The 19,579-nt window shown below is 36.7% G+C and carries 14 protein-coding genes and 4 pseudogenes; 10 read left to right on the top strand and 8 right to left on the bottom strand.

Translation table 11 applies throughout. The features are described from left to right. Positions 1 to 77: 77 nt before the first annotated feature. Positions 78 to 791: a UMP kinase gene (pyrH, locus tag DQN49_RS05890; RefSeq protein ID WP_006996590.1), complete on the bottom strand. Its 714-nt coding sequence runs from the start codon at positions 789 to 791 to the stop codon at positions 78 to 80. A gap of 130 nt (positions 792 to 921) precedes the next feature. Here pyrH and DQN49_RS05885 point away from each other — a divergent pair, with 130 nt between their 5' ends. The 7 genes and pseudogenes from DQN49_RS05885 to DQN49_RS05855 all read left to right on the top strand — a co-directional run bounded on the left by DQN49_RS05885 (position 922) and on the right by DQN49_RS05855 (position 10,772). Further along, positions 922 to 2,481, top strand: coding sequence for a phosphoethanolamine transferase (locus DQN49_RS05885; protein ID WP_032826383.1), 1,560 nt, complete (start codon positions 922 to 924; stop codon positions 2,479 to 2,481). Positions 2,482 to 2,608: 127 nt separating this feature from the next. Next, complete coding sequence (fabZ, locus tag DQN49_RS05880; protein WP_013527849.1) at positions 2,609 to 3,013, top strand: 3-hydroxyacyl-ACP dehydratase FabZ; 405 nt, start codon at positions 2,609 to 2,611, stop codon at positions 3,011 to 3,013. 13 nt (positions 3,014 to 3,026) lie between these two features. Beyond that, positions 3,027 to 3,815, top strand: coding sequence for an acyl-ACP--UDP-N-acetylglucosamine O-acyltransferase (lpxA, locus tag DQN49_RS05875; RefSeq protein ID WP_005651701.1), 789 nt, complete (start codon positions 3,027 to 3,029; stop codon positions 3,813 to 3,815). Positions 3,816 to 3,881: 66 nt separating this feature from the next. Further along, entirely contained in the window at positions 3,882 to 5,054 is a 1,173-nt protein-coding gene (lpxB, locus tag DQN49_RS05870; RefSeq protein WP_006996592.1) for a lipid-A-disaccharide synthase, read from the top strand. Continuing rightward, entirely contained in the window at positions 5,047 to 5,640 is a 594-nt protein-coding gene (gene rnhB, locus DQN49_RS05865) for a ribonuclease HII (protein WP_006996593.1), read from the top strand. The genes lpxB and rnhB overlap by 8 nt, the downstream gene beginning before the upstream one ends. Before the next feature lie 215 nt (positions 5,641 to 5,855). Then, a complete protein-coding gene (locus DQN49_RS05860; protein WP_111723570.1) occupies positions 5,856 to 8,006 on the top strand; it encodes a DNA methyltransferase in 2,151 nt (716 codons plus the stop codon). After that, positions 7,996 to 10,772: pseudogene (locus DQN49_RS05855) on the top strand (DEAD/DEAH box helicase family protein). Before DQN49_RS05860 ends, DQN49_RS05855 begins: the two are co-directional and overlap by 11 nt. Positions 10,773 to 10,871: 99 nt before the next feature. Here DQN49_RS05855 and DQN49_RS05850 read toward each other — a convergent pair. Then, a complete protein-coding gene (locus DQN49_RS05850) occupies positions 10,872 to 11,213 on the bottom strand; it encodes a carboxymuconolactone decarboxylase family protein (protein WP_005662881.1) in 342 nt (113 codons plus the stop codon). A 111-nt stretch (positions 11,214 to 11,324) separates the two neighbouring features. On the opposite strand from DQN49_RS05850, the pseudogene DQN49_RS05845 reads away from it, so the two are divergent. Next, positions 11,325 to 12,220: pseudogene (locus DQN49_RS05845) on the top strand (cupin domain-containing protein). Positions 12,221 to 12,298: 78 nt separating this feature from the next. Next, positions 12,299 to 14,143, top strand: coding sequence for an ABC transporter ATP-binding protein (locus DQN49_RS05840; RefSeq protein WP_006996601.1), 1,845 nt, complete (start codon positions 12,299 to 12,301; stop codon positions 14,141 to 14,143). A 124-nt stretch (positions 14,144 to 14,267) separates the two neighbouring features. Here the strand turns inward: DQN49_RS05840 and DQN49_RS05835 are convergent, their stop codons facing one another. The 3 genes and pseudogenes from DQN49_RS05835 to DQN49_RS05825 form a co-directional block, all read right to left on the bottom strand. Next, on the bottom strand, positions 14,268 to 14,546 hold the full coding sequence (locus tag DQN49_RS05835; RefSeq protein ID WP_006996602.1) for a heavy-metal-associated domain-containing protein: 279 nt from the start codon (positions 14,544 to 14,546) through the stop codon (positions 14,268 to 14,270). 8 nt (positions 14,547 to 14,554) lie between these two features. Then, a pseudogene (locus DQN49_RS05830) lies at positions 14,555 to 14,918 on the bottom strand (mercuric transporter MerT family protein). Continuing rightward, positions 14,893 to 15,186, bottom strand: a pseudogene (locus DQN49_RS05825) (transglutaminase family protein); the annotation flags it as partial. The pseudogenes DQN49_RS05825 and DQN49_RS05830, both read right to left, overlap by 26 nt. A 322-nt stretch (positions 15,187 to 15,508) precedes the next feature. Here DQN49_RS05825 and DQN49_RS05820 point away from each other — a divergent pair. Beyond that, positions 15,509 to 15,772, top strand: coding sequence for a hypothetical protein (locus DQN49_RS05820; RefSeq protein ID WP_032823788.1), 264 nt, complete (start codon positions 15,509 to 15,511; stop codon positions 15,770 to 15,772). A gap of 39 nt (positions 15,773 to 15,811) precedes the next feature. Here DQN49_RS05820 and DQN49_RS05815 read toward each other — a convergent pair whose 3' ends face one another. The 3 genes from DQN49_RS05815 to DQN49_RS05805 form a co-directional block, all read right to left on the bottom strand. Then, positions 15,812 to 15,946: a hypothetical protein gene (locus tag DQN49_RS05815; protein ID WP_005677493.1), complete on the bottom strand. Its 135-nt coding sequence runs from the start codon at positions 15,944 to 15,946 to the stop codon at positions 15,812 to 15,814. Between the two features lie 23 nt (positions 15,947 to 15,969). After that, positions 15,970 to 17,817 (bottom strand): UDP-glucose:protein N-beta-glucosyltransferase, encoded by a 1,848-nt coding sequence (locus DQN49_RS05810; protein ID WP_006996606.1) that lies wholly within the window; start codon positions 17,815 to 17,817, stop codon positions 15,970 to 15,972. A gap of 85 nt (positions 17,818 to 17,902) precedes the next feature. Next, entirely contained in the window at positions 17,903 to 19,540 is a 1,638-nt protein-coding gene (locus DQN49_RS05805) for a ShlB/FhaC/HecB family hemolysin secretion/activation protein (RefSeq protein ID WP_006996607.1), read from the bottom strand. Positions 19,541 to 19,579 lie beyond the last annotated feature (39 nt).

Raw genomic sequence — 19,579 nt, 5'->3', positions numbered from 1 at the left:
ACTAAACTCAATGAATTAAAAGTTTAGTCCTTAATTTAATTATGTATTTTCTTTAATATTATTCTTTTCAACATTCACTAACAAATAGTGGTGCCTTCTTCAGTACCAGTCACTACTTGACGTAATGCTCCAGGTTTACCCATATTGAACACTCTAATCGGCATGCCATGATCGCGAGCTAAAGTAAACGCCGATAAGTCCATCACTTGTAATTCTTTATCGATCACTTCTGCATAACTTAAATTTTTATAAAGTTTTGCATCAGGATTTTTCGCTGGATCACAATCATACACACCATCAACTTTAGTCGCTTTCAACACAACATCAGCTTCAATTTCAATACCACGCAAACAAGCGGTAGAATCAGTGGTAAAGAATGGATTTCCCGTTCCCGCAGAGAAAATGACTACGCGTTTTTCACGTAACATTTTGATTGCTTCAGACCAGTTATAAGTATCGCAAATACCATTTAATTGGAAAGCGGACATTAATTTTGCGTTCACATCAGCACGGAATAAAGAATCACGCATTGCCAAACCATTCATCACAGTAGCAAGCATTCCCATATGATCGCCCACCACGCGATTCATCCCCGCTTTTGCTAGTTTTGCACCACGGAATAAGTTGCCACCACCAAGAACGACACCAACTTCCACACCCATCTCCACTAATTCTTTAATTTCAACAGCCATACGATCGAGAATCGCAGGATCGATACCAAGACCATCTTCTCCTTGTAATGCTTCACCGCTTAATTTCAATAAAATACGTTTATAAATTGGTTGGCTCATTGTTTTTTCCTTCTGGCTTAAAAAATTGGCTTATTCTATAAAATAACCGCTCAAGAGTGAAGAAGTTAAATATGGAAATTCTCAGTGAAAGGTGGATAATAGCGACATTTTCTTTTCAGGGAAGACAATGATGAACACGAAAAAAACAAGCCAAATTTTGCCCGCACTTTTTGCGGTGATTTGTGCCGCATTCGCAGGTTATTTTATTTTAATCGGTTCTGGAATGTTTACAGAACCAAGTGTGGCTCTCATTCTGCTTGCGACAATAACTATTCTCTTATTAAGCAGCAGTAAAAAATCCTTCTATTTTATTTTGCTACCGCTTGCATTACTGCATACTTTTTATACGCCTACAGGGCTAAATTTTGGCCCTCCAAGCTATCAATATATCGCCTCGCTTTTCGCGACAGATATATTAGAAACGAAGGAATTTCTATTGCAAATCCCAGTGAGTAGTTACTTAATTGCTTTCGCCATTCCTATTTTGATTTTTCTTCAGTACAAAAGTGCGGTGAAATTTGGCATAAAATTTTATCGTAATAAAACATTTATTGCCTTGGCGACATTGCTTTTTGCTTACAACATGCCGCTTGCTGAACCGATCAAAGAAACAGTAAGTTCCACATTAAAAATTGTAGATGAAGTGCAAAAACTAAAACAAATCTCTCAATCTGATAACTGGGGAAAATCAACATTAGAAAATTCACGCTATGATGATTATGTAATTGTACTCGGAGAAAGTGCACGGAAAGATTACCACCATGCCTACGGCTATCCAATTGAAAACACCCCCTTTATGTCTAACGCTAAAGGCACGTTGATTGATGGTTTTCGTTCAGCAGGAACAAATACCGTCGCCTCACTTCGTTTAATGCTAACCTTTCCAGACAAAGAAAAATGGGAACCCAATTACAGTTTGAGTTTAGTAGATCTCATCAAATCTGCAGGCGTGAAAACTTATTGGCTTTCTAATCAAGGGATGATCGGTAAATTCGATACGCCCGTTTCATCCCTCGCTTCAAAATCTGATGAAACCTTTTTCTTGAAAAAAGGCGGAAGCTTTAATTCGACTAACTTTAGTGACTTTGATTTATTACCCAAATTCGCCCAAGTATTAGAAAATTCTGTTCAAGGAAAACGTTTTATTGTGTTGCATATTTATGGTTCACACCCAATGGCTTGCGATCGTATCGAAGATTATCCAAAAATCTTTGATGATAAAGATCTTAATCCGAAATATGGTTATTTAAATTGCTATGTTTCATCTATTAAGAAAACTGACGAATTTTTAAAACGTGTATATGATCAGCTTGAAGAAAACGCGAAGAAAAATCACCGCACTTTCTCAATGATTTATTTCTCAGATCACGGTTTGTGCCACCAACAAGATGAAAAAAACAATATACTTTTGTTCAATCAAAACTGTTTCAGCCGAGAGCATCATAATATTCCGCTATTCAAAATTTCATCAGATGATATGGAACGCAAAGAATATAAGGTGTTTAAATCAGGTTTGAACTTCTTAGAAGGAATCGCAAATTGGATAGGAATTAAAAATCCTCAATTAACGCAAACAGAAGATTTATTTTCTAACGAGTCGGATAAAAATGACTTTGGATTGCAAAAACGAATTGATGAAAAATATCGTAAAGATGACGATCCAGCCATTGATATTCGTCCTAAACACTAGGCTATATTGAGTGCGTTTTATTTTTAGCTATAAATATCGTATAATCCGACAGATTTTATTTGTTTATTTTTTGTAAGGTATCAACGTGTCAGAACAACAACCAAAAGTGATCGAATCAAAAGAAATTATGACTTTATTACCACATCGCTATCCATTTTTATTAGTGGATCGCGTATTGGATTTTAAAGAAGGCGAATGGTTAAAAGCGATTAAAAATATCAGCGTCAATGAGCCTTGTTTCACAGGCCACTTCCCAGGCGAACCCATTTTACCGGGCGTTTTAATTTTAGAAGCTTTGGCACAAGCAATGGGCATTTTAGCCTTTAAAACTCACGAATTAAAAGGCGGCGAACTATTCTACTTTGCAGGTATTGATGAAGCGCGCTTTAAACGCCCAGTATTACCGGGAGATCAAATGGAATTAAACGTTCAAGTGATTAAAAAACGCCGTGGTATTACTGCATTTACTGGCGTTGCCACCGTAAACGGCGAAATCGCTTGTGAAGCAAAACTAATGTGTGCTCGTCGTTAATTAAGGGGTAAATATGATCCACCCAAGTGCAAAAATTCATCCAACTGCCCTCATTGAAGAAGGTGCGGTAATTGGCGAAGATGTTTTTATTGGGCCTTTCTGTATTATTGAGGGTACTGTTGAAATCAAAGCTCGCACTGTATTGAAATCTCACGTTGTGGTACGTGGCGATACCGTGATTGGCGAAGATAACGAAATTTATCAATTCACTAGTATTGGCGAAGTAAACCAAGATTTGAAATACAAAGGCGAAGCTACAAAAACCATTATTGGTAATAGCAATAAAATTCGTGAACACGTGACAATCCATCGTGGCACGATTCAAGGCTGTGGCGTAACCGCTATTGGCAATAACAATTTATTAATGATTAATGTTCACGTTGCGCACGATTGCCAAATTAAAAATAACTGTATTCTGGCAAACAATGCAACGCTTGCAGGTCACGTAGAATTAGATGATTTCGTGATTGTTGGCGGTATGTCAGCAATTCATCAATTTGTGATTGTTGGCGCACATGTTATGTTAGGCGGTGGTTCTATGGTAAGCCAAGATGTACCACCTTATGTTATGGCGCAAGGCAACCACGCCCGTCCATTTGGCGTAAACTTAGAGGGTTTGAAACGTCGTGGTTTTGATAAACCAACTATGCACGTAATCCGTAACATTTATAAAATGCTCTACCGTAGCGGTAAAACACTTGAAGAAGTGTTACCAGAAATTGAGCAAATTGCGGAAACCGATTCAGCGATCAGTTTTTTTGTTGAATTTTTCAAACGTTCAACTCGCGGGATTATTCGTTAATAAAACTTCTTCATTTTCAACCGCACTTTACACACCAAAGTGCGGTTATTTTTTAGGATAAATTTGATGAATAAAACAAATCCAACCATTGCTCTTGTTGCAGGAGAAGTGTCTGGCGATATTCTCGGGGCGGGATTAATACGCCAGCTCAAAGCACATTATCCTAATGCGCGCTTTATTGGCATTGCAGGCCCAAGAATGTTGGCTGACGGTTGTGAGACTCTTGTTGATATGGAAGAGCTTTCAGTCATGGGCTTGGCTGAAATATTAAAACATCTTCCTCGTCTGTTGAAAATTCGCAAAAATGTCATTCAAACTATATTGCAAGAAAAACCTGATGTTTACATCGGCATTGATGCGCCTGATTTTAATTTGGATGTAGAACTTAAACTAAAAGAGAACGGAATTAAAACTATTCATTACGTTAGCCCCTCTGTATGGGCTTGGCGTCAAAATCGCATCCATAAAATTGCCAAAGCGACTCATCAAGTTCTAGCCTTTTTGCCTTTTGAGAAAGCCTTTTACGATAAATTTAATGTGCCTTGCCGTTTTATTGGGCACACAATGGCAGATGCTATTCCGCTCAAACCAAACCGTGCCGAAGCCTGCCAAACGTTACAGATTGATCCCGCACAACGCTATTTAGCAATCTTAGTTGGAAGCCGTGGTTCAGAAGTGGAATTTCTGGCTGAGCCTTTCTTAAAAACCGCTTTATTATTAAAAGAACAATTCCCAGATTTACAATTCCTCGTGCCTTTAGTGAACGAAAAACGACGAATTCAATTTGAAGCCATTAAAGCTAAAATTACGCCAAATCTAGACCTGCATTTAATTGATGGCAATGCACGACAAGCAATGATCGCAGCTGATGCAACACTTCTTGCTTCAGGAACAGCAGCACTTGAAGCAATGCTTTGTAAATCCCCCATGGTAGTTGGCTATCGAATGAAACCACTGACCTATTTCTTAGCAAAACGTTTAGTGAAAACCGATTATATTTCTTTACCAAACTTGCTTGCGAATGAAATGCTTGTTCCTGAAATGATTCAAGAGGAATGCACGCCAGAATTGCTTGCTGAAAAACTATCTGCTTATCTTTCAGATGATGAAAGTGCGGTAAAAAATCGCCATGTTTTAATTCAGCACTTCACGGATTTACACCAAAAAATTCAATGCAATGCCGATAAGCAAGCGGCTCAAGCAGTCATTGATTTATTAGAAGGAAAAGAAAATGTTTGAATATCCACAAGGCTATAAATTGATCGCTGGCGTTGATGAAGTTGGGCGAGGCCCTCTCGTTGGGGCGGTTGTCACGGCAGCCGTCATTTTAGATCCTCATAATCCAATTGAAGGATTAGCTGATTCTAAAAAACTTTCAGAAAAAAAACGTTTAGCCCTTGCTGAAGAAATCAAAGAAAAAGCCCTTGCTTGGGCATTAGGTCGAGCTGAAGCTGATGAAATTGACGAGATAAATATCCTGCAAGCCTCCTTGCTGGCAATGACTCGAGCGGTAAAATCTTTAAAAATTCAACCGCACTTTGTGTTGATTGATGGCAATAAGATCCCAAAAGATTTAGATATTCCAGCGCAAGCCGTCGTAAAAGGCGATAGTATTGTGGCAGAAATCAGTGCAGCTTCTATTTTGGCGAAAGTCGCACGAGACCAAGAAATGGAAGAATTAGACAAGCAATATCCAGAATACGCTTTTGCCCAGCATAAAGGCTATCCGACCAAATTACATTTGGAAAAATTAGCTGAACTTGGCGCGTTACCGCAACATCGTCGTAGCTTTGCCCCAGTGAAAAAAGCACTAGAACAGTTGTAGAATGCTAATTTGGTTTAACAAAGGCTGTGTTTTAATACTGTGTTGATGCTTTCACTAAAATTTGATGCATATAAACAAAATTTTTTGACTTCTGTGAGTCAAAGAAAACAGGTTAAGAGAGTAATTAAACCTATACGGTCGATAAATATACCTAAACACTCTACTATTCCTTTGTAATAGCACATTAAAATAATGACTTATGAGGATCGATAACGATGAAGACAGACATTCAAACCGAATTAACCCAAGCCCTGCGATCACACGAAAAAGTATGGGCAAACGAAGAAAAAACCATTTTAGCCAAAAATATCCTATTGGATTTGGTAGAAAAAACCGACCCGACTATTATCGGGTTGTTATTGGGGAATGATGAGTTAAAACGCCATTTCTTTGTGGAAGTGAATGATGTTTTGGTGTTTAAATTGCAGGATTTTCGTTTTTTCTTGGACAAACACAGCATCAATAATTCCTACACAAAATACGCCAATCGCATTGGCTTGACGGACGGCAACCGCTTTTTGAAAGACAGTTCGGATATTGTGTTGGATTTTCCGTTTAAAGATTGTGTGCTAAATGGCGGACAAAGCACCGAAGAAGGCGAAGAAATTTATTTTAAACGCAATAACAGCCAGCCAGCCAGCCAGCCAGCCAGCCAATTATACACTAAATTAACCCGAAAAAGGCAAGAAATATTTTTTAATCAAACCCTTGCTTTTGATGAAATTGACCGACTTTTTGACGCAAAAGCATTCTCAAAATTCTCTCGCTATACCGCAGACGGCAAACAAGCCGTTGGCGAAATCAAACGCCATTTTGACGGCACACCCGCCGAAAATCTCATTATCAAAGGCAATAATCTGATAGCCCTGCATTCGCTTGCCAAGCAGTTTAAAGGCAAAGTAAAGTTGATTTATATTGACCCGCCATACAATACAGGGGAAGACAGTTTTAAATATAACGATAAATTTTCACATTCTACTTGGCTCACTTTTATGAAAAACCGCTTGGAAATTGCGAAAACATTGTTGGCTGATGATGGTGTGATTTTTGTTCAATGCGATGATAAGGAACAGGCTTATTTAAAAGTTTTATTGGATGAAACTTTTACAAGAGAAAATTTTATAAACTGCATTGCTGTAAAAATGTCAGAGCCATCAGGTAACAAAATGGCACATACATCGCATAGACTACCAAAGATAAAGGAATATATTCTTATCTATAAAAATAAAAATATAAAATTAAACCCTATTAGAGAGCAAAAATCAGAATGGGACGATGAGTACAATATTTTTTTAGACAATTTTACTCAAGAAGATAAAAAATTTATTGATTTAATAGTAAATAGCCAAACAGAAAATAAAGAAATAAATGGTAATACTTTAAAAGAAATTGATATTCTTTTAAAGAAAATATCTCCTATTTCAGTTAATCAAAAATTAGCCCAATTAAATATTAAAGATAATGAAGTTATAAAATGGAAACTAGATAATGCGTATAGAATTGTAAGAACAGCAGCTAGTAGTAGCGTAAAAAAATTAGCAGATGAAAAAAAGGGAAATTGCCAACAACAATTTTTTTCAGTTATTTCTAAACGAGATAGATTATTGTATATCGTCAAGTCAGATTACTCAAAAGATGCAAAAGCACCACGAGTGCAGGTTTTGTTTGCAGAAGATTATTTGAGTATTAGTTTATGCGATTTATGGACAAATATAAATACCACAGGACTAGAAGCAGAAGGAAATGTAGAGTTAAAAAATGGTAAAAAGCCAGAAAGTTTAATTGAAACCATCATTAAACTAGCAACCAATGAATCCGACATCGTCCTAGACTACCATCTTGGCAGTGGCACAACCGCCGCCGTTGCTCATAAAATGAACCGCCAATATATTGGCATTGAACAAATGGATTATATTGAAACGCTTGCCGTTGAACGCCTGAAAAAAGTGATTGATGGCGAGCAAGGCGGTATTTCCAAAGCCGTGAATTGGCAAGGCGGTGGCGAGTTTGTTTATGCAGAACTTGCTCCATTTAACGAAACCGCAAAACAACAAATTTTGGCGTGCGAAAGTTCAGACGACATCAAAACGCTGTTTAATGAATTATGCGAACGCTATTTTCTAAAATACAATGTAAGCGTGAAGGAATTTAGTCAAATCATTGAAGAACCTGAATTTCAATCTTTGCCATTAGACGAACAAAAACAAATGGTGCTTGAAATGTTGGATTTAAATCAAATGTATGTTTCATTATCCGAAATGGACGATGAACAATTTGCAGACTGCCTGAACGATGACGATAAAGCGTTAAGCCGTGCGTTCTATCAATCAGTAAAAAATCAAGCGGAGAAAAAAGATGGCGAATGATAAAACTTTGTTTGAAGTAATTGAAAATGAACGTAAAGCGGTTAAAAAATATAAGCCTGAATTACTTGAAATGCCTGAGTTTATGTCCAAAAACTTAAAATATGATTTTTTTGAATGGCAAAAATCGGCTTTGGAAAACTTTGTGATTTTTGACCGCACTTCAAAATTAAAGGATTTTCCCGATATCAAAAACCGCCCTACCCATTTGCTGTTCAATATGGCAACAGGTGCAGGCAAAACGATGATGATGGCAGCGTTGATTTTGTATTATTTTGAAAAAGGGTATCGGCATTTTCTGTTTTTTGTGAATCAAAATAATATCGTGGATAAAACGGAAAATAATTTTATTGACCCGACGCACGCAAAATTTTTGTTTACCGAGAAGATTTTGCAGGGCGATACGGTAATTCCTATTCGCAAAGTGGAAACGTTTAGCCAATATTCAGACGGCATTGAAATTAAATTTACCAGCATTCAAAAACTGTATAACGATATTCACATCCAACGAGAAAACCAAACCACATTGGCGGATTTGAACGAATTGAATCTTGTGATGCTGGGCGATGAAGCACACCATTTAAACGCGCAAACCAAAGGCAAAAAACAAGGCGAATTAGAGTTAGAAAAGGAAATGAACGACCGCACCAGCCATGCCGAAATTGAACTCAAAGGCTGGGAGCATATGGTTTTGGAATTCTTACTCAATAAAGATGGCAATCCTAGCCAAAATGTGCTGTTAGAATTTACCGCCACGCTGCCTGAAAATGCTGACGTGCAACAAAAATACGCTGATAAAATCATCACAAAATTTGGGTTAAAAGAATTTTTGCAAAAAGGTTATACCAAAGAAATCAATTTGGTATCCAGTACGCTGGGTAAGAAAGAACGAGTGTTGCACGCTTTATTGTTTGCTTGGTATCGCCATCAAATTGCGTTGAAATATGGCATTGCCAATTTCAAGCCTGTGATGTTATTTAGAAGTAAGACGATTGATGAATCAAAAGCGGATTATTTGGCATTTTTAAATTGGGTAGAAAATGTGCAAGCGGATGATTTTTCGTTTTTAACGACATTTTCAACAAGCCTGAACGATAGCGATAGCGATAACGCCAACGAACAAGGCAAAACCCGCACCGAACAAGCCTTAAAATTTATGCGGGACAATAAATTTGAGTTTGTGCATTTGGCAGATTGGGTAAAACAAAATTATCAAAAACACAATGTGATTATTACCAACTCCGAAACCAACAAAAACAAAAAAGAAAAAACCGACAGCGAAACGGAAAAATTGCTAAACAATTTGGAAGCAGCTGATAATCCAATCCGCGCTATTTTTACGGTGGACAGATTAACCGAAGGTTGGGACGTTCTGAATTTGTTTGATATTGTGCGTTTATATGAAGGGCAAAACGGCGGCGGTTCAAATAAAAAATCAGGCAAAACGGCTGCCGCCACCGTATCAGAAAAGCAGTTGATTGGTCGTGGCGTGCGTTATTTTCCATTTGCGTTTGAAGATAAACAGCCGAATAAACGTAAATTTGACAACGATATGCAACACGAATTGCGTATTTTGGAAGAATTGTTTTATTACACGCACGATGAGCAATCCCGATATATTACAGAACTGAAAAACGAGTTACGAAAAGACGGTTATTTGCCTGAAAAAGACGATGATAAGGTATTGGCAACATTTAAACTCAAATCTGAATTTGCTGATAATAAGGATTTTAGAGAGTTGTTAATTTGGGCGAATAAAAAATCCCCAATCCCAATGCCAAAGCCAATAATGCAGACAGCCTGAAAAAAGCCGATCCGCGAACGCTTTCATTCCAAGTTCACGGCAAATTGTTGCAGGAAACGCAATTTACAGCCGATGAAAATGATGAAAAAGCCCGACAAATCGGCACACAAAATAATTTTACTAAAACCATAGAAATGAGTGAAATGGAATGGCACATTTTCAATAAAGCCTTGCATATCAAAGGAAAAAATAGTCAATCTTTATTCCATTTTGACCGCTTGCAAAGCAAACTCAACATTCAAAATCGCAATGAACTACAAAATAACTTGTTAAAAGATTGGCAAATTGAATTTTTAGGATTAGAGCAAGATAAACAGATTAACCCAGATGATAAACTTGCAGGCTGCCTAAAAATCTTGGAAATGGTTGAAAAACATCTCAATGAAAGTGATATGCCGTTTATCGGTACAAAAGAATTTACGCCTAAAAAATTGTGGGAAATTTTCGGCACAGCAAAACAAAAATGGGTCAAAAAAGATGATGTAAAAACTGCCATTGCCATGCAAAATGATTGGTATGTGATGGATAATTTTGCTGGAACGAGTTTGGAAGAAGCGTTAATTCAATTTATTTCAGAGCGTTTGGGCGATTTGAAATCTCAATATGACGTTCATTTAATCCGTAATGAAGAAGTGTTTAAATTGAATAACTTTTCCGATGGTGAAGGATTTATGCCGGACTTTATTTTATTGCTGAAAGATAAACAAAAATCTTCTTCCAATGGTGTGGATGGCTTTTTGCATTACCAAATTTTCATTGAGCCAAAAGGCGGACATTTAGTGGAAAATGATTCGTGGAAAAACGCTTTTTTAAAGGCAATCACAGCGGAATACGGGACGGATAAGATTCTGCAAAAAGATACACCGCATTATCGTTTGATCGGTTTGCCGTTTTTTACTGACAATCAGGAAAATGGAGAATTTACGGAGTCATTCCCTTTAGGGGAGGCATCGCTTGAAAAATAGAGTGGTGTATTATTAAAACACTGCCTTAACAAAATAAGGGAGCATTAAAAAAATGCTCCCTTTCTCTTAATCAACTTAACTTTATGGAATGATGAGTAATTAAGCTTTCTGTACGCTATATGCTTCTAATGCACGTAAAGAATAAGTATAAGCTGCACCTGCATTTAATGCGATAGCTGTTGCTAATGCAGCAGCAACTTCAGCTTCGCTTGCACCAGCTTTTACCGCTTCTTCTGCGTGTACGCTAATACAGCTTTCACAACGCGTTGTTACAGCAACTGCTAATGCGATAAGTTCACGAGTTTTAGCGTCAAGCACATTGCCCTCTGCAGCTGCCGCGCCTAATGCTTGGTAAGCTTGTAACATTTTAGGGTGTTGTTTACCCAATTCACCAAATGATTTTTTAACGTGAGATGTGTGTTCTTTCCAATCTGTAAACATAATGTTCTCCTAAATATATTGAATTAATAACCAACTGGTGTGGCAAATTATAGGCGGATTAGATTATGATACTTGCTTATTTATCTCAATTTTTATCGCTAACATCTCATTATGGACTATTTAGATAAACTTACCCATTTAGCACAAGTGCGTGGAGAAATTAATATTCGCTGTGAATTTCAAGGCGAATGGCAAATATCTCATCAAGAAAAGGATGCAGGAAAAGGCATATTCCATCTTATTGAACAAGGCGAGTGCTGGCTTACACTAAATGAAAAACAATTTCATTTAAAAGAGGGGGATGTTTTTTTTCTTCCTCAAAATCAACCGCACTCTATGCATTATTCAGCAAATAAAAGAGCGGATATTCCTACAAAAAAAAGTCATCAAGGATTATTTGAGTTACATCAGATTGGACGAGGTACACCAGATTTAAAAATGTTCTGCGGTAATTTTTATTATCAACAAGATGCGCTTCTTACAGCATCAATGCCTGAATATTTACATATAAATTTATGCGACACGCCAATTCATCCTTTAGTACAGCTTTTTTTACAAGAAGCGCAAAAAATGATGCGGGTACGAAATCCGTCGTTGATGCACTTTCAAATGTACTTTTAATTTATATTTTACGCCACGCTATTCAACAAAATTTAATTGAACAAGGCATCTTATTTGCCTTGCAAGATAAGCGATTAAATACTGCACTGATCGCAATATTACAACAACCTCAAAATGATTGGCATATTGAACAATTAGCTGAACTTGCAACAATGTCCCGTGCAAACTTTATTCGTATCTTTCAACAACATATTGGTATGTCGCCAGGACGTTTTCTCACGAAAGTGCGGTTACAATCTGCGGCGTTTTTATTAAAACAATCACAACAATCTGTGCTTGCCATTGCTTTAGAAGTGGGGTATCAATCAGAAGCGCATTTTTGTAAAGTTTTTAAAAATTACTACCAACTTTCTCCAAGCCAATACAGAAAATCTGTCAGCCTATAAATTGATTTGTTTTTGTGCTATAATAATATGCACTTCTAAAAGGCAACCCGCGTTGCCTTTTCTTTTTAAGGAAAAGATATGTTTAACAAAATTTTTTCGTGGTTTGAAAATCGTTTAAATCCCTATCCAGAAAGCAATCCAACAACACCTAAAAAAGGTTTGTTCCGTTTTATTTGGTCTAGTATTACAGGAATGAAAGGCTGGATTTTTTTGCTCGCAATTTTAACCGTAGGTACAGGTGTAATGGAAGCTGTATTATTCCAATTTATGGGAACGCTTGTAGATTGGCTAGGCACATTTACACCTGAAAGATTATGGCAAGAAAAAAGTCATTTATTAATTGGAATGGCTGCTCTATTACTTATTAGTATTGTGTGGGGATTTTTAGCTTCGGCCGTGCATTTACAAACCTTACAAGGCGTATTTCCAATGCGATTACGTTGGAATTTCCATCGTTTAATGCTTGGACAAAGTTTAAGTTTTTATCAAGACGAATTTGCAGGTAGAGTATCCGCAAAAGTAATGCAAACCGCCCTTGCAGTACGTGACACAGTACTTACACTTGCAGATATGTTCGTTTATGTATTGGTATATTTTATTACCTCTGGCGTAGTGCTAGTAGCATTAGATTCTTGGTTCTTATTACCATTTATTACTTGGATTATACTCTTCGGTTTGATCCTACGAACCCTAATTCCTAAACTATCAAAAACCGCACAACGACAAGCTGATGCTCGTTCTTTAATGACAGGACGTATTACAGATGCTTATTCTAATATTGCTACAGTAAAATTATTTTCTCACGGCTCACGCGAAGCTACTTATGCCAAGCGTTCTATGCAAGATTTTATGGTAACAGTACACGCCCAAATGCGCTTAGCAACATCACTAGATACACTCACTTACGCTACAAATATTCTACTTACGTTAAGTACTGCAATACTTGGTATTATTTTATGGAAAAATGGTCAAGTTGGCGTGGGTGCAATAGCAACGGCGACGGCAATGGCATTACGCGCAAATGGACTTTCTCGCTGGATTATGTGGGAATCTGCCCGTTTGTTTGAGAATATCGGAACCGTAAACGACGGAATGAATACTTTAACCAAACCTCACACCATTGTGGATAAACCACAAGCGTCACCGTTACAAGTGAAACAAGGGGAAATTAAGTTTAACAATATTACCTTTGCTTACGATCCAACAAAACCATTACTCAATCATTTCAATCTCACTATCAAACCAGGGGAAAAGGTTGGGTTAATCGGTCGTTCTGGTGCAGGAAAATCTACGATTGTGAACTTATTGCTTCGCTTTTATGAAGCACAACAAGGCGAAATTACCATTGATGGACAAAATGTACTCAATGTGCAACAAGAAAGCTTACGTCGCCAAATCGGTTTAGTCACTCAAGACACTTCCTTGCTACATCGTTCTGTACGTGACAATATTATTTATGGTCGCCCGAATGCTACTGATGAAGAAATGGTTTTAGCTGCTGAACGAGCGGAAGCCGCTGATTTCATCCCATTTCTCAGTGATTCTCAAGGTAGAAAAGGCTATGATGCCCATGTGGGAGAACGCGGGGTAAAACTTTCTGGTGGTCAGCGTCAGAGAATTGCCATTGCTCGTGTAATGTTAAAAGACGCACCAATTCTATTGTTAGATGAAGCCACAAGTGCATTGGATTCAGAAGTGGAAGTGGCAATACAAGAAAGTCTCGATAAGATGATGGAAAATAAAACTGTGATTGCCATTGCCCATCGTTTATCCACCATCGCAGCGATGGATCGCCTGATTGTGCTTGATAAAGGACAAATTGTCGAACAAGGTACGCACGCCGAATTACTAGAGCTCAATGGTCTGTACGCTAAACTTTGGAATCATCAAAGTGGCGGATTTTTAAGCAGAAGTGCTGAATAATATTGCGTTTATCATATTTAATTAATTGTACTGTAATCAAGCTAATTAAAAAATTAGTCTAATTTAATAGCTAAAGAAAAGTGCGGTGAATTTTTACCGCACTTTTTTGCTAGATATTTAGCGTTTAATTCACGACTTCAGCAGTATATTTCAGCTTGTGAATTGCATCGAATAATTGTTGGTTTGTGACTTTTGGATCTTCCACAACCGTCACTAAACCATCTTTAATAGATGCTTTTGTTGAAATAACGCCATTGATATTACGCAGTTCTTTATTGACTAAGTAAGCACAAAGCTGGCAATTCATTTCCTTTACTTTTAGCACAATTTGTTTGGTTTCATTCGCATGAGCGAAAGAAATTGCAAACAGCGAAAGCAAAAGTGCGGTACATAATTTCTTCATTTTTATTCCTAATTAGCTAATTCTAAAATCCAAGGTAAAATTGTTGGATAGGTTAAGAAAAAAATCATCACGATAAATACAATCCAATATAAAACGATAAGTTTTTTACGGGAAATATATTTGCTACAAATGATTTTTTTTGGAAAACATCAACAGCCAAAATCCATAGGCAAAGGCACATAATGAAATGATAAGCATGGGAATACGCAAATAATCATATTCGCCTAAGCCAATCAACCAAGTGGACGACACACCAAATACTAAATAAATTAATGGTGCGATGCAGCACAAGGTTGATGCCACCGCAGCACTTAGTGCGGTGGCTATGGCAACCCAAAAGGATTTATTAGAGTTTTTTAGATACGTAGTCATATTTAAATTCTTTTGGATCAAAGGAATTTAACGGATCGCCACCTACTTCTGCATATGGATAGCCGAAGTTATTGATTGGAGCCAGCTCTGGTTGTGGATATAAATCGAAGTCACGGGCATGATTAAATCCCACCCAGTTTGCTTCCCAGTTACCAAACAAATATTTTGCTACGGCTTGTGTATCTTTATCTTCAACAGATTTTTTCTCTGCTAAACGCATTTTGGCAACGTCTGCGGAATCAACTGGTACCCATCCAAATCCTGCTATAAGTTCGCAAATCTTTTTGCATAAAATCGAAATTTATTTCGCATAATAGTTTAATTGTTTATGCAAAATAAACCTCAAATTTAAATTTTACACTTTAGATAAACTCGCACAACATAACTGTCCCTAAAAAAGCAAGATAAATTCCTTTTCTTGCTTTTTTCATTTAATGAAACAGCGTTACATATCTGCACCTATTTAGCCCTCCATCCCTCCCTAGCCTAATTCGACCGCAGTCAGTCATTTTTCCGTAATGATGACTTGCTATGTAAACCTAAGAGAGCAATCCTATGACCAAGTTAAACAAACACAGGAAACCCACAAAATGACAAATTTTAAAATGAGAACCGAGCAAGAAATAATGATGGAGCTAGCTCTTGTTGCCGTAAAAGAACACGACGGTTTTGTTGTAGACGGTTCGCAATATTCACTGCCTAACGAATGCGGGCAAACTTTTGTCTATAACACGGCATTTTTAGATGTGCGTTTTGTGGAAGACGGACGCAAAGATTGCGTGGTAAGATTTACGTCCACGCTCGCCCCTTTTGCCCCACCGTTTTATTGTTTACTTTCCGAATTAGAAGACTAAAACAAAAGGCTTCGTGATTACTCGAAGCCTTTGTTACTGCTAGAATTTATAGACTAAATTGTCTTCATACGCCACTTGGTAGTTCAGTTTGGCATTGACTGTAATCCGTTTGGCGTTTTCAAACGCCTGCCAATTATGCACTTTATCATCGACCATATACTCAATAAACCGCACAAATTTTCGTGAATAAAATCTTATTAAAATTTTAATGCTTTTACTTTTTCTGATAACACTTTACCCATAGGGCTAGGATCGCCTTTAAAAAGTGTTTTCAAACCATTGGTTTTAATTATATGCTGACGGAGCTCAAGACGCTCTTTATGATTTTCAGCAAGTCTTACCGCACAATTAATATATTCTTCTATGCTTTGAGCGATAAGCCATTCTGGTAAGCCTAAACGTTTGAATAACCCTTCATCAATATGTTCATGTACTTCAGCACCCGTTTTACAAACGCCGACTAGACCCAGTGTAACCATATCTATGATGCCATTTGTATTACCAAATGGGAATGGATTTAACATCATATCGCAGTGACGTAAAATATCGAGATATTCGTTATAAGGCGCATGGGCATGGGCCGTTGCGCTGTCCCCTAAATGCTGCTCAATAAACCACTTAACATGAGGGTGTGTAATACCGAAAGACTGCCCTAGTGCGAAATGGAAATGAACTTTCACTTTAGCCTTATCTCGAATTATTCTCAATGTTTCAAGGAATGTTGGATTCAATTTCATTGTTGTAGCAGCAATACCGATATTCACCACTTCGGGTTCTTCTCTGAATAAGTAATCAACTTTTTCAGGTGCTAATGATGACGGCACATAAGGCAGCGCATCTTTTGGTAAACGTAGTAAAGTTTCACTAAAACAGGCTTCCGAACCTACATAATCATCTTCAACAATAACATATTCAATAAAATCTGAATGGGTTGTAGCTGGATGACCAAGCGCAACAACTTGAATTGGAGCAAGACGCGTATTGCTTGCAAAAATTGTCGTAAAATCCATACCGATACTTGGCATATAAAAGACAGCGGCACCATATTCTTCACATTTTTTACGAACAAACTCAATTTGTTGAAAAATTGTGTCGTATTCAAGTTGGAAAAATTCATCAAATACTTCTCGTCCAGCTTGATTTACATTTTCTTTTCCTATACCAACTAAATAAAATTTTTTACGCGCTTCAATCATTGAAGTGGAGTGAGTTCGGTAAATGGAATGAAAAGAATGAAAATGCTCTAAAAGCACAATCATTACAGGTTTACCATTGCATTCGCTTAATGAAGTAATTTCACGATCTTGCCAACCTTGCGCCAACAAATGTTTACGTATAACCTGATTTAGCGCACGTTTTACATCGTGTTTATTTTGCGCAAAATCATAACTACAATGCATATAAACATCGTGAGAAATACTTGCAGGCAATTGATTTAAACTATCAAATTCCTCTAATTTATTAGGAAACCACTGTAAAATAACCGCTCTTTTATCAAACGCTATCGCTGTTCCAATAAAACGAGGCGATTGCAATGCAAAACAAAGAGAAGCGCAAAGTTCCTTATTTGCATTCCACAGCGCGTTTAAATTTAAATCAATATTTGATTCGGGGAAATATAAAATACAAAATTTTGCAATTGCTGAAAAATCATTATTTAAATGAATATCCCCTAAAATATCAGAATTAGTATTGTACGTTTTCAAAATATGATCTGCATTCACATAAGGCGAACTAGCAAAAATAAGCGCAAGCCAGCGTTGAAATGCTATAAAACGTAATGCCCCACTTTCTGAAAGCATTAAATTAGGATCAATAAATAAGTTTGTGACAGCATTAGCTATACGAGTACAAAAATATTGAGTACGTTTTTCTAATAAATCTGAAATTTGTTCGGGAAAATCAAATTCGATCTCGTTAATACCACCAAAATTAGCATCAATCTTCTCTAAAATTTTTAAAAGTTCGGAACAAGCAACTTCATAATTTTTATCTACAATTGCTTTTTCTAAACGATTAATACTGGGTTGTTTTTCTTGAAGCATAATATCCTTCTTTAACTTTCAACATTCCAAATAACATCAACTAAAAAAGGCACATTAAAGTGCCATTTTATGATCATATCGTTAACTAAAAACTATAAGTTATCTTACCCCAAAAAGTGGTTTTATCGCTTTCAAATGCTTTATTACCATTTAAACTATCTTCATCTGAATTAACTAAACGTCTTGCTACAAAAAGATCCATATTTAAATTTTTCACAATCTCTGCTTTCACGCCTAAACCTGCTGAAGAAACAGTATGCGTATTCGCACCATAGATTTTGGCATTTTCTTTATTATAACGATACTGCCCCAAATCATAGAAAGCATAAGGGCTAATACGATATTTAGTATATTTAGGCATCGCTAATTCATTTCGCCATACCAACCCACGTTCTGCACTAACGCCACTATATTTAAATCCTCGAACAGCATATATACCGCTAATAGAAAAATGATCAAGGCTATTTAAATCTTGACGAGTATATTGAGCACTTAATTGGCTATCAAACTGCCATCCCTGAGCAAACTCTTGATGATACCCAAGTCGAGAAACCAGTAGGTTATAACTACGATGATAATTTTTACCTAGTCGTCTGGTATATTTTGATCCTGGTAAGTTATACGCATAATAATAGTCGGTAAACTCCACATTAACTGTAGCTGTCGTATTTAATTTTACCTCACCACTGATCCCTAAATTAATACCAGCAAGTGAGAAATGTTTACGCGTATTACCAAAATTATTTATACCCGATTTTTGATCATTATAACGATAGCTATAGCCAGCATTCAGTTTAAATTGATCTTCAATACCCCAATCAAACTGCGGTAAAAAATAACTCCAATTTAGTCCAACGAAGGATGATTTACCGCGTGATAATTTACGGTTAATTGCACTTGGTAAACCATCGGTATCACTAGAATCTAAGAGGCTTACTCCAGCTTGAATGCTAACAATTTGATGATTATCATAAAACGGACGAGAATATCCGACACTCAAAGCAGATGATTTTAAAGGAGCCTTAAAATTAGTTAAAGCATTTATAGTTAATACATCATCATTGCCTGTTAAATTCGCATTAATATGCCCAAATATAATACGAGCGCGATTAAATTCTCGTGAACCATAGTTATCCACTGAAATAAAATTACGCGTTTTACCATATGGAGAAAATCCAGCAACTGTTAAGTTAGACACTTTATTCTGAGAATCTAACTCATAGTGCACTCGAGTAATTTTTAATGGATTTTCTTTTGACATTGCAAATTCACGGCGATCAAACCATTGACGACCATCTTCAAAATATTTGCCCTGTTTTAAAGAAGGAAGGCTATGTGCAATATTTTTTTCATCATAACCTTCACTACCTTTATAAAAAACTTGGCCAGTAGTGGGGGCATTATAACTTAATAGGAAAAAAACATTTCCATTTTCAACTCGTTGCTCAGGTAATACAATTTCATATTTTCCTTTATTAAAAGCATTTAATTTTTCTTGTAACGCTTTTTGAGCTTTTTTTAGGCTTGTCAAAGTTTGATTACCTTGATAGCGTTCTAAAATCTCAGCTAATGAAATTTGCTCATTATCCGTTAAACCTTGAATATCGCCCAGTAATTGAAAACTATTCACTGGGAATTGTTGTTCTGCATTTGCCATTGATGTCATACCAAAACCAAGCAATAAAACAACTGCACTTAATTTAAATTTATTCATTTTGTTCATTTATTTCACCTAACATAAATAATTTGTAATATATCCTAA

Source organism: Haemophilus aegyptius (assembly GCF_900475885.1).
GTDB lineage: Bacteria > Pseudomonadota > Gammaproteobacteria > Enterobacterales > Pasteurellaceae > Haemophilus > Haemophilus influenzae.
This window is presented reverse-complemented; position numbering and strand designations above follow the sequence as displayed.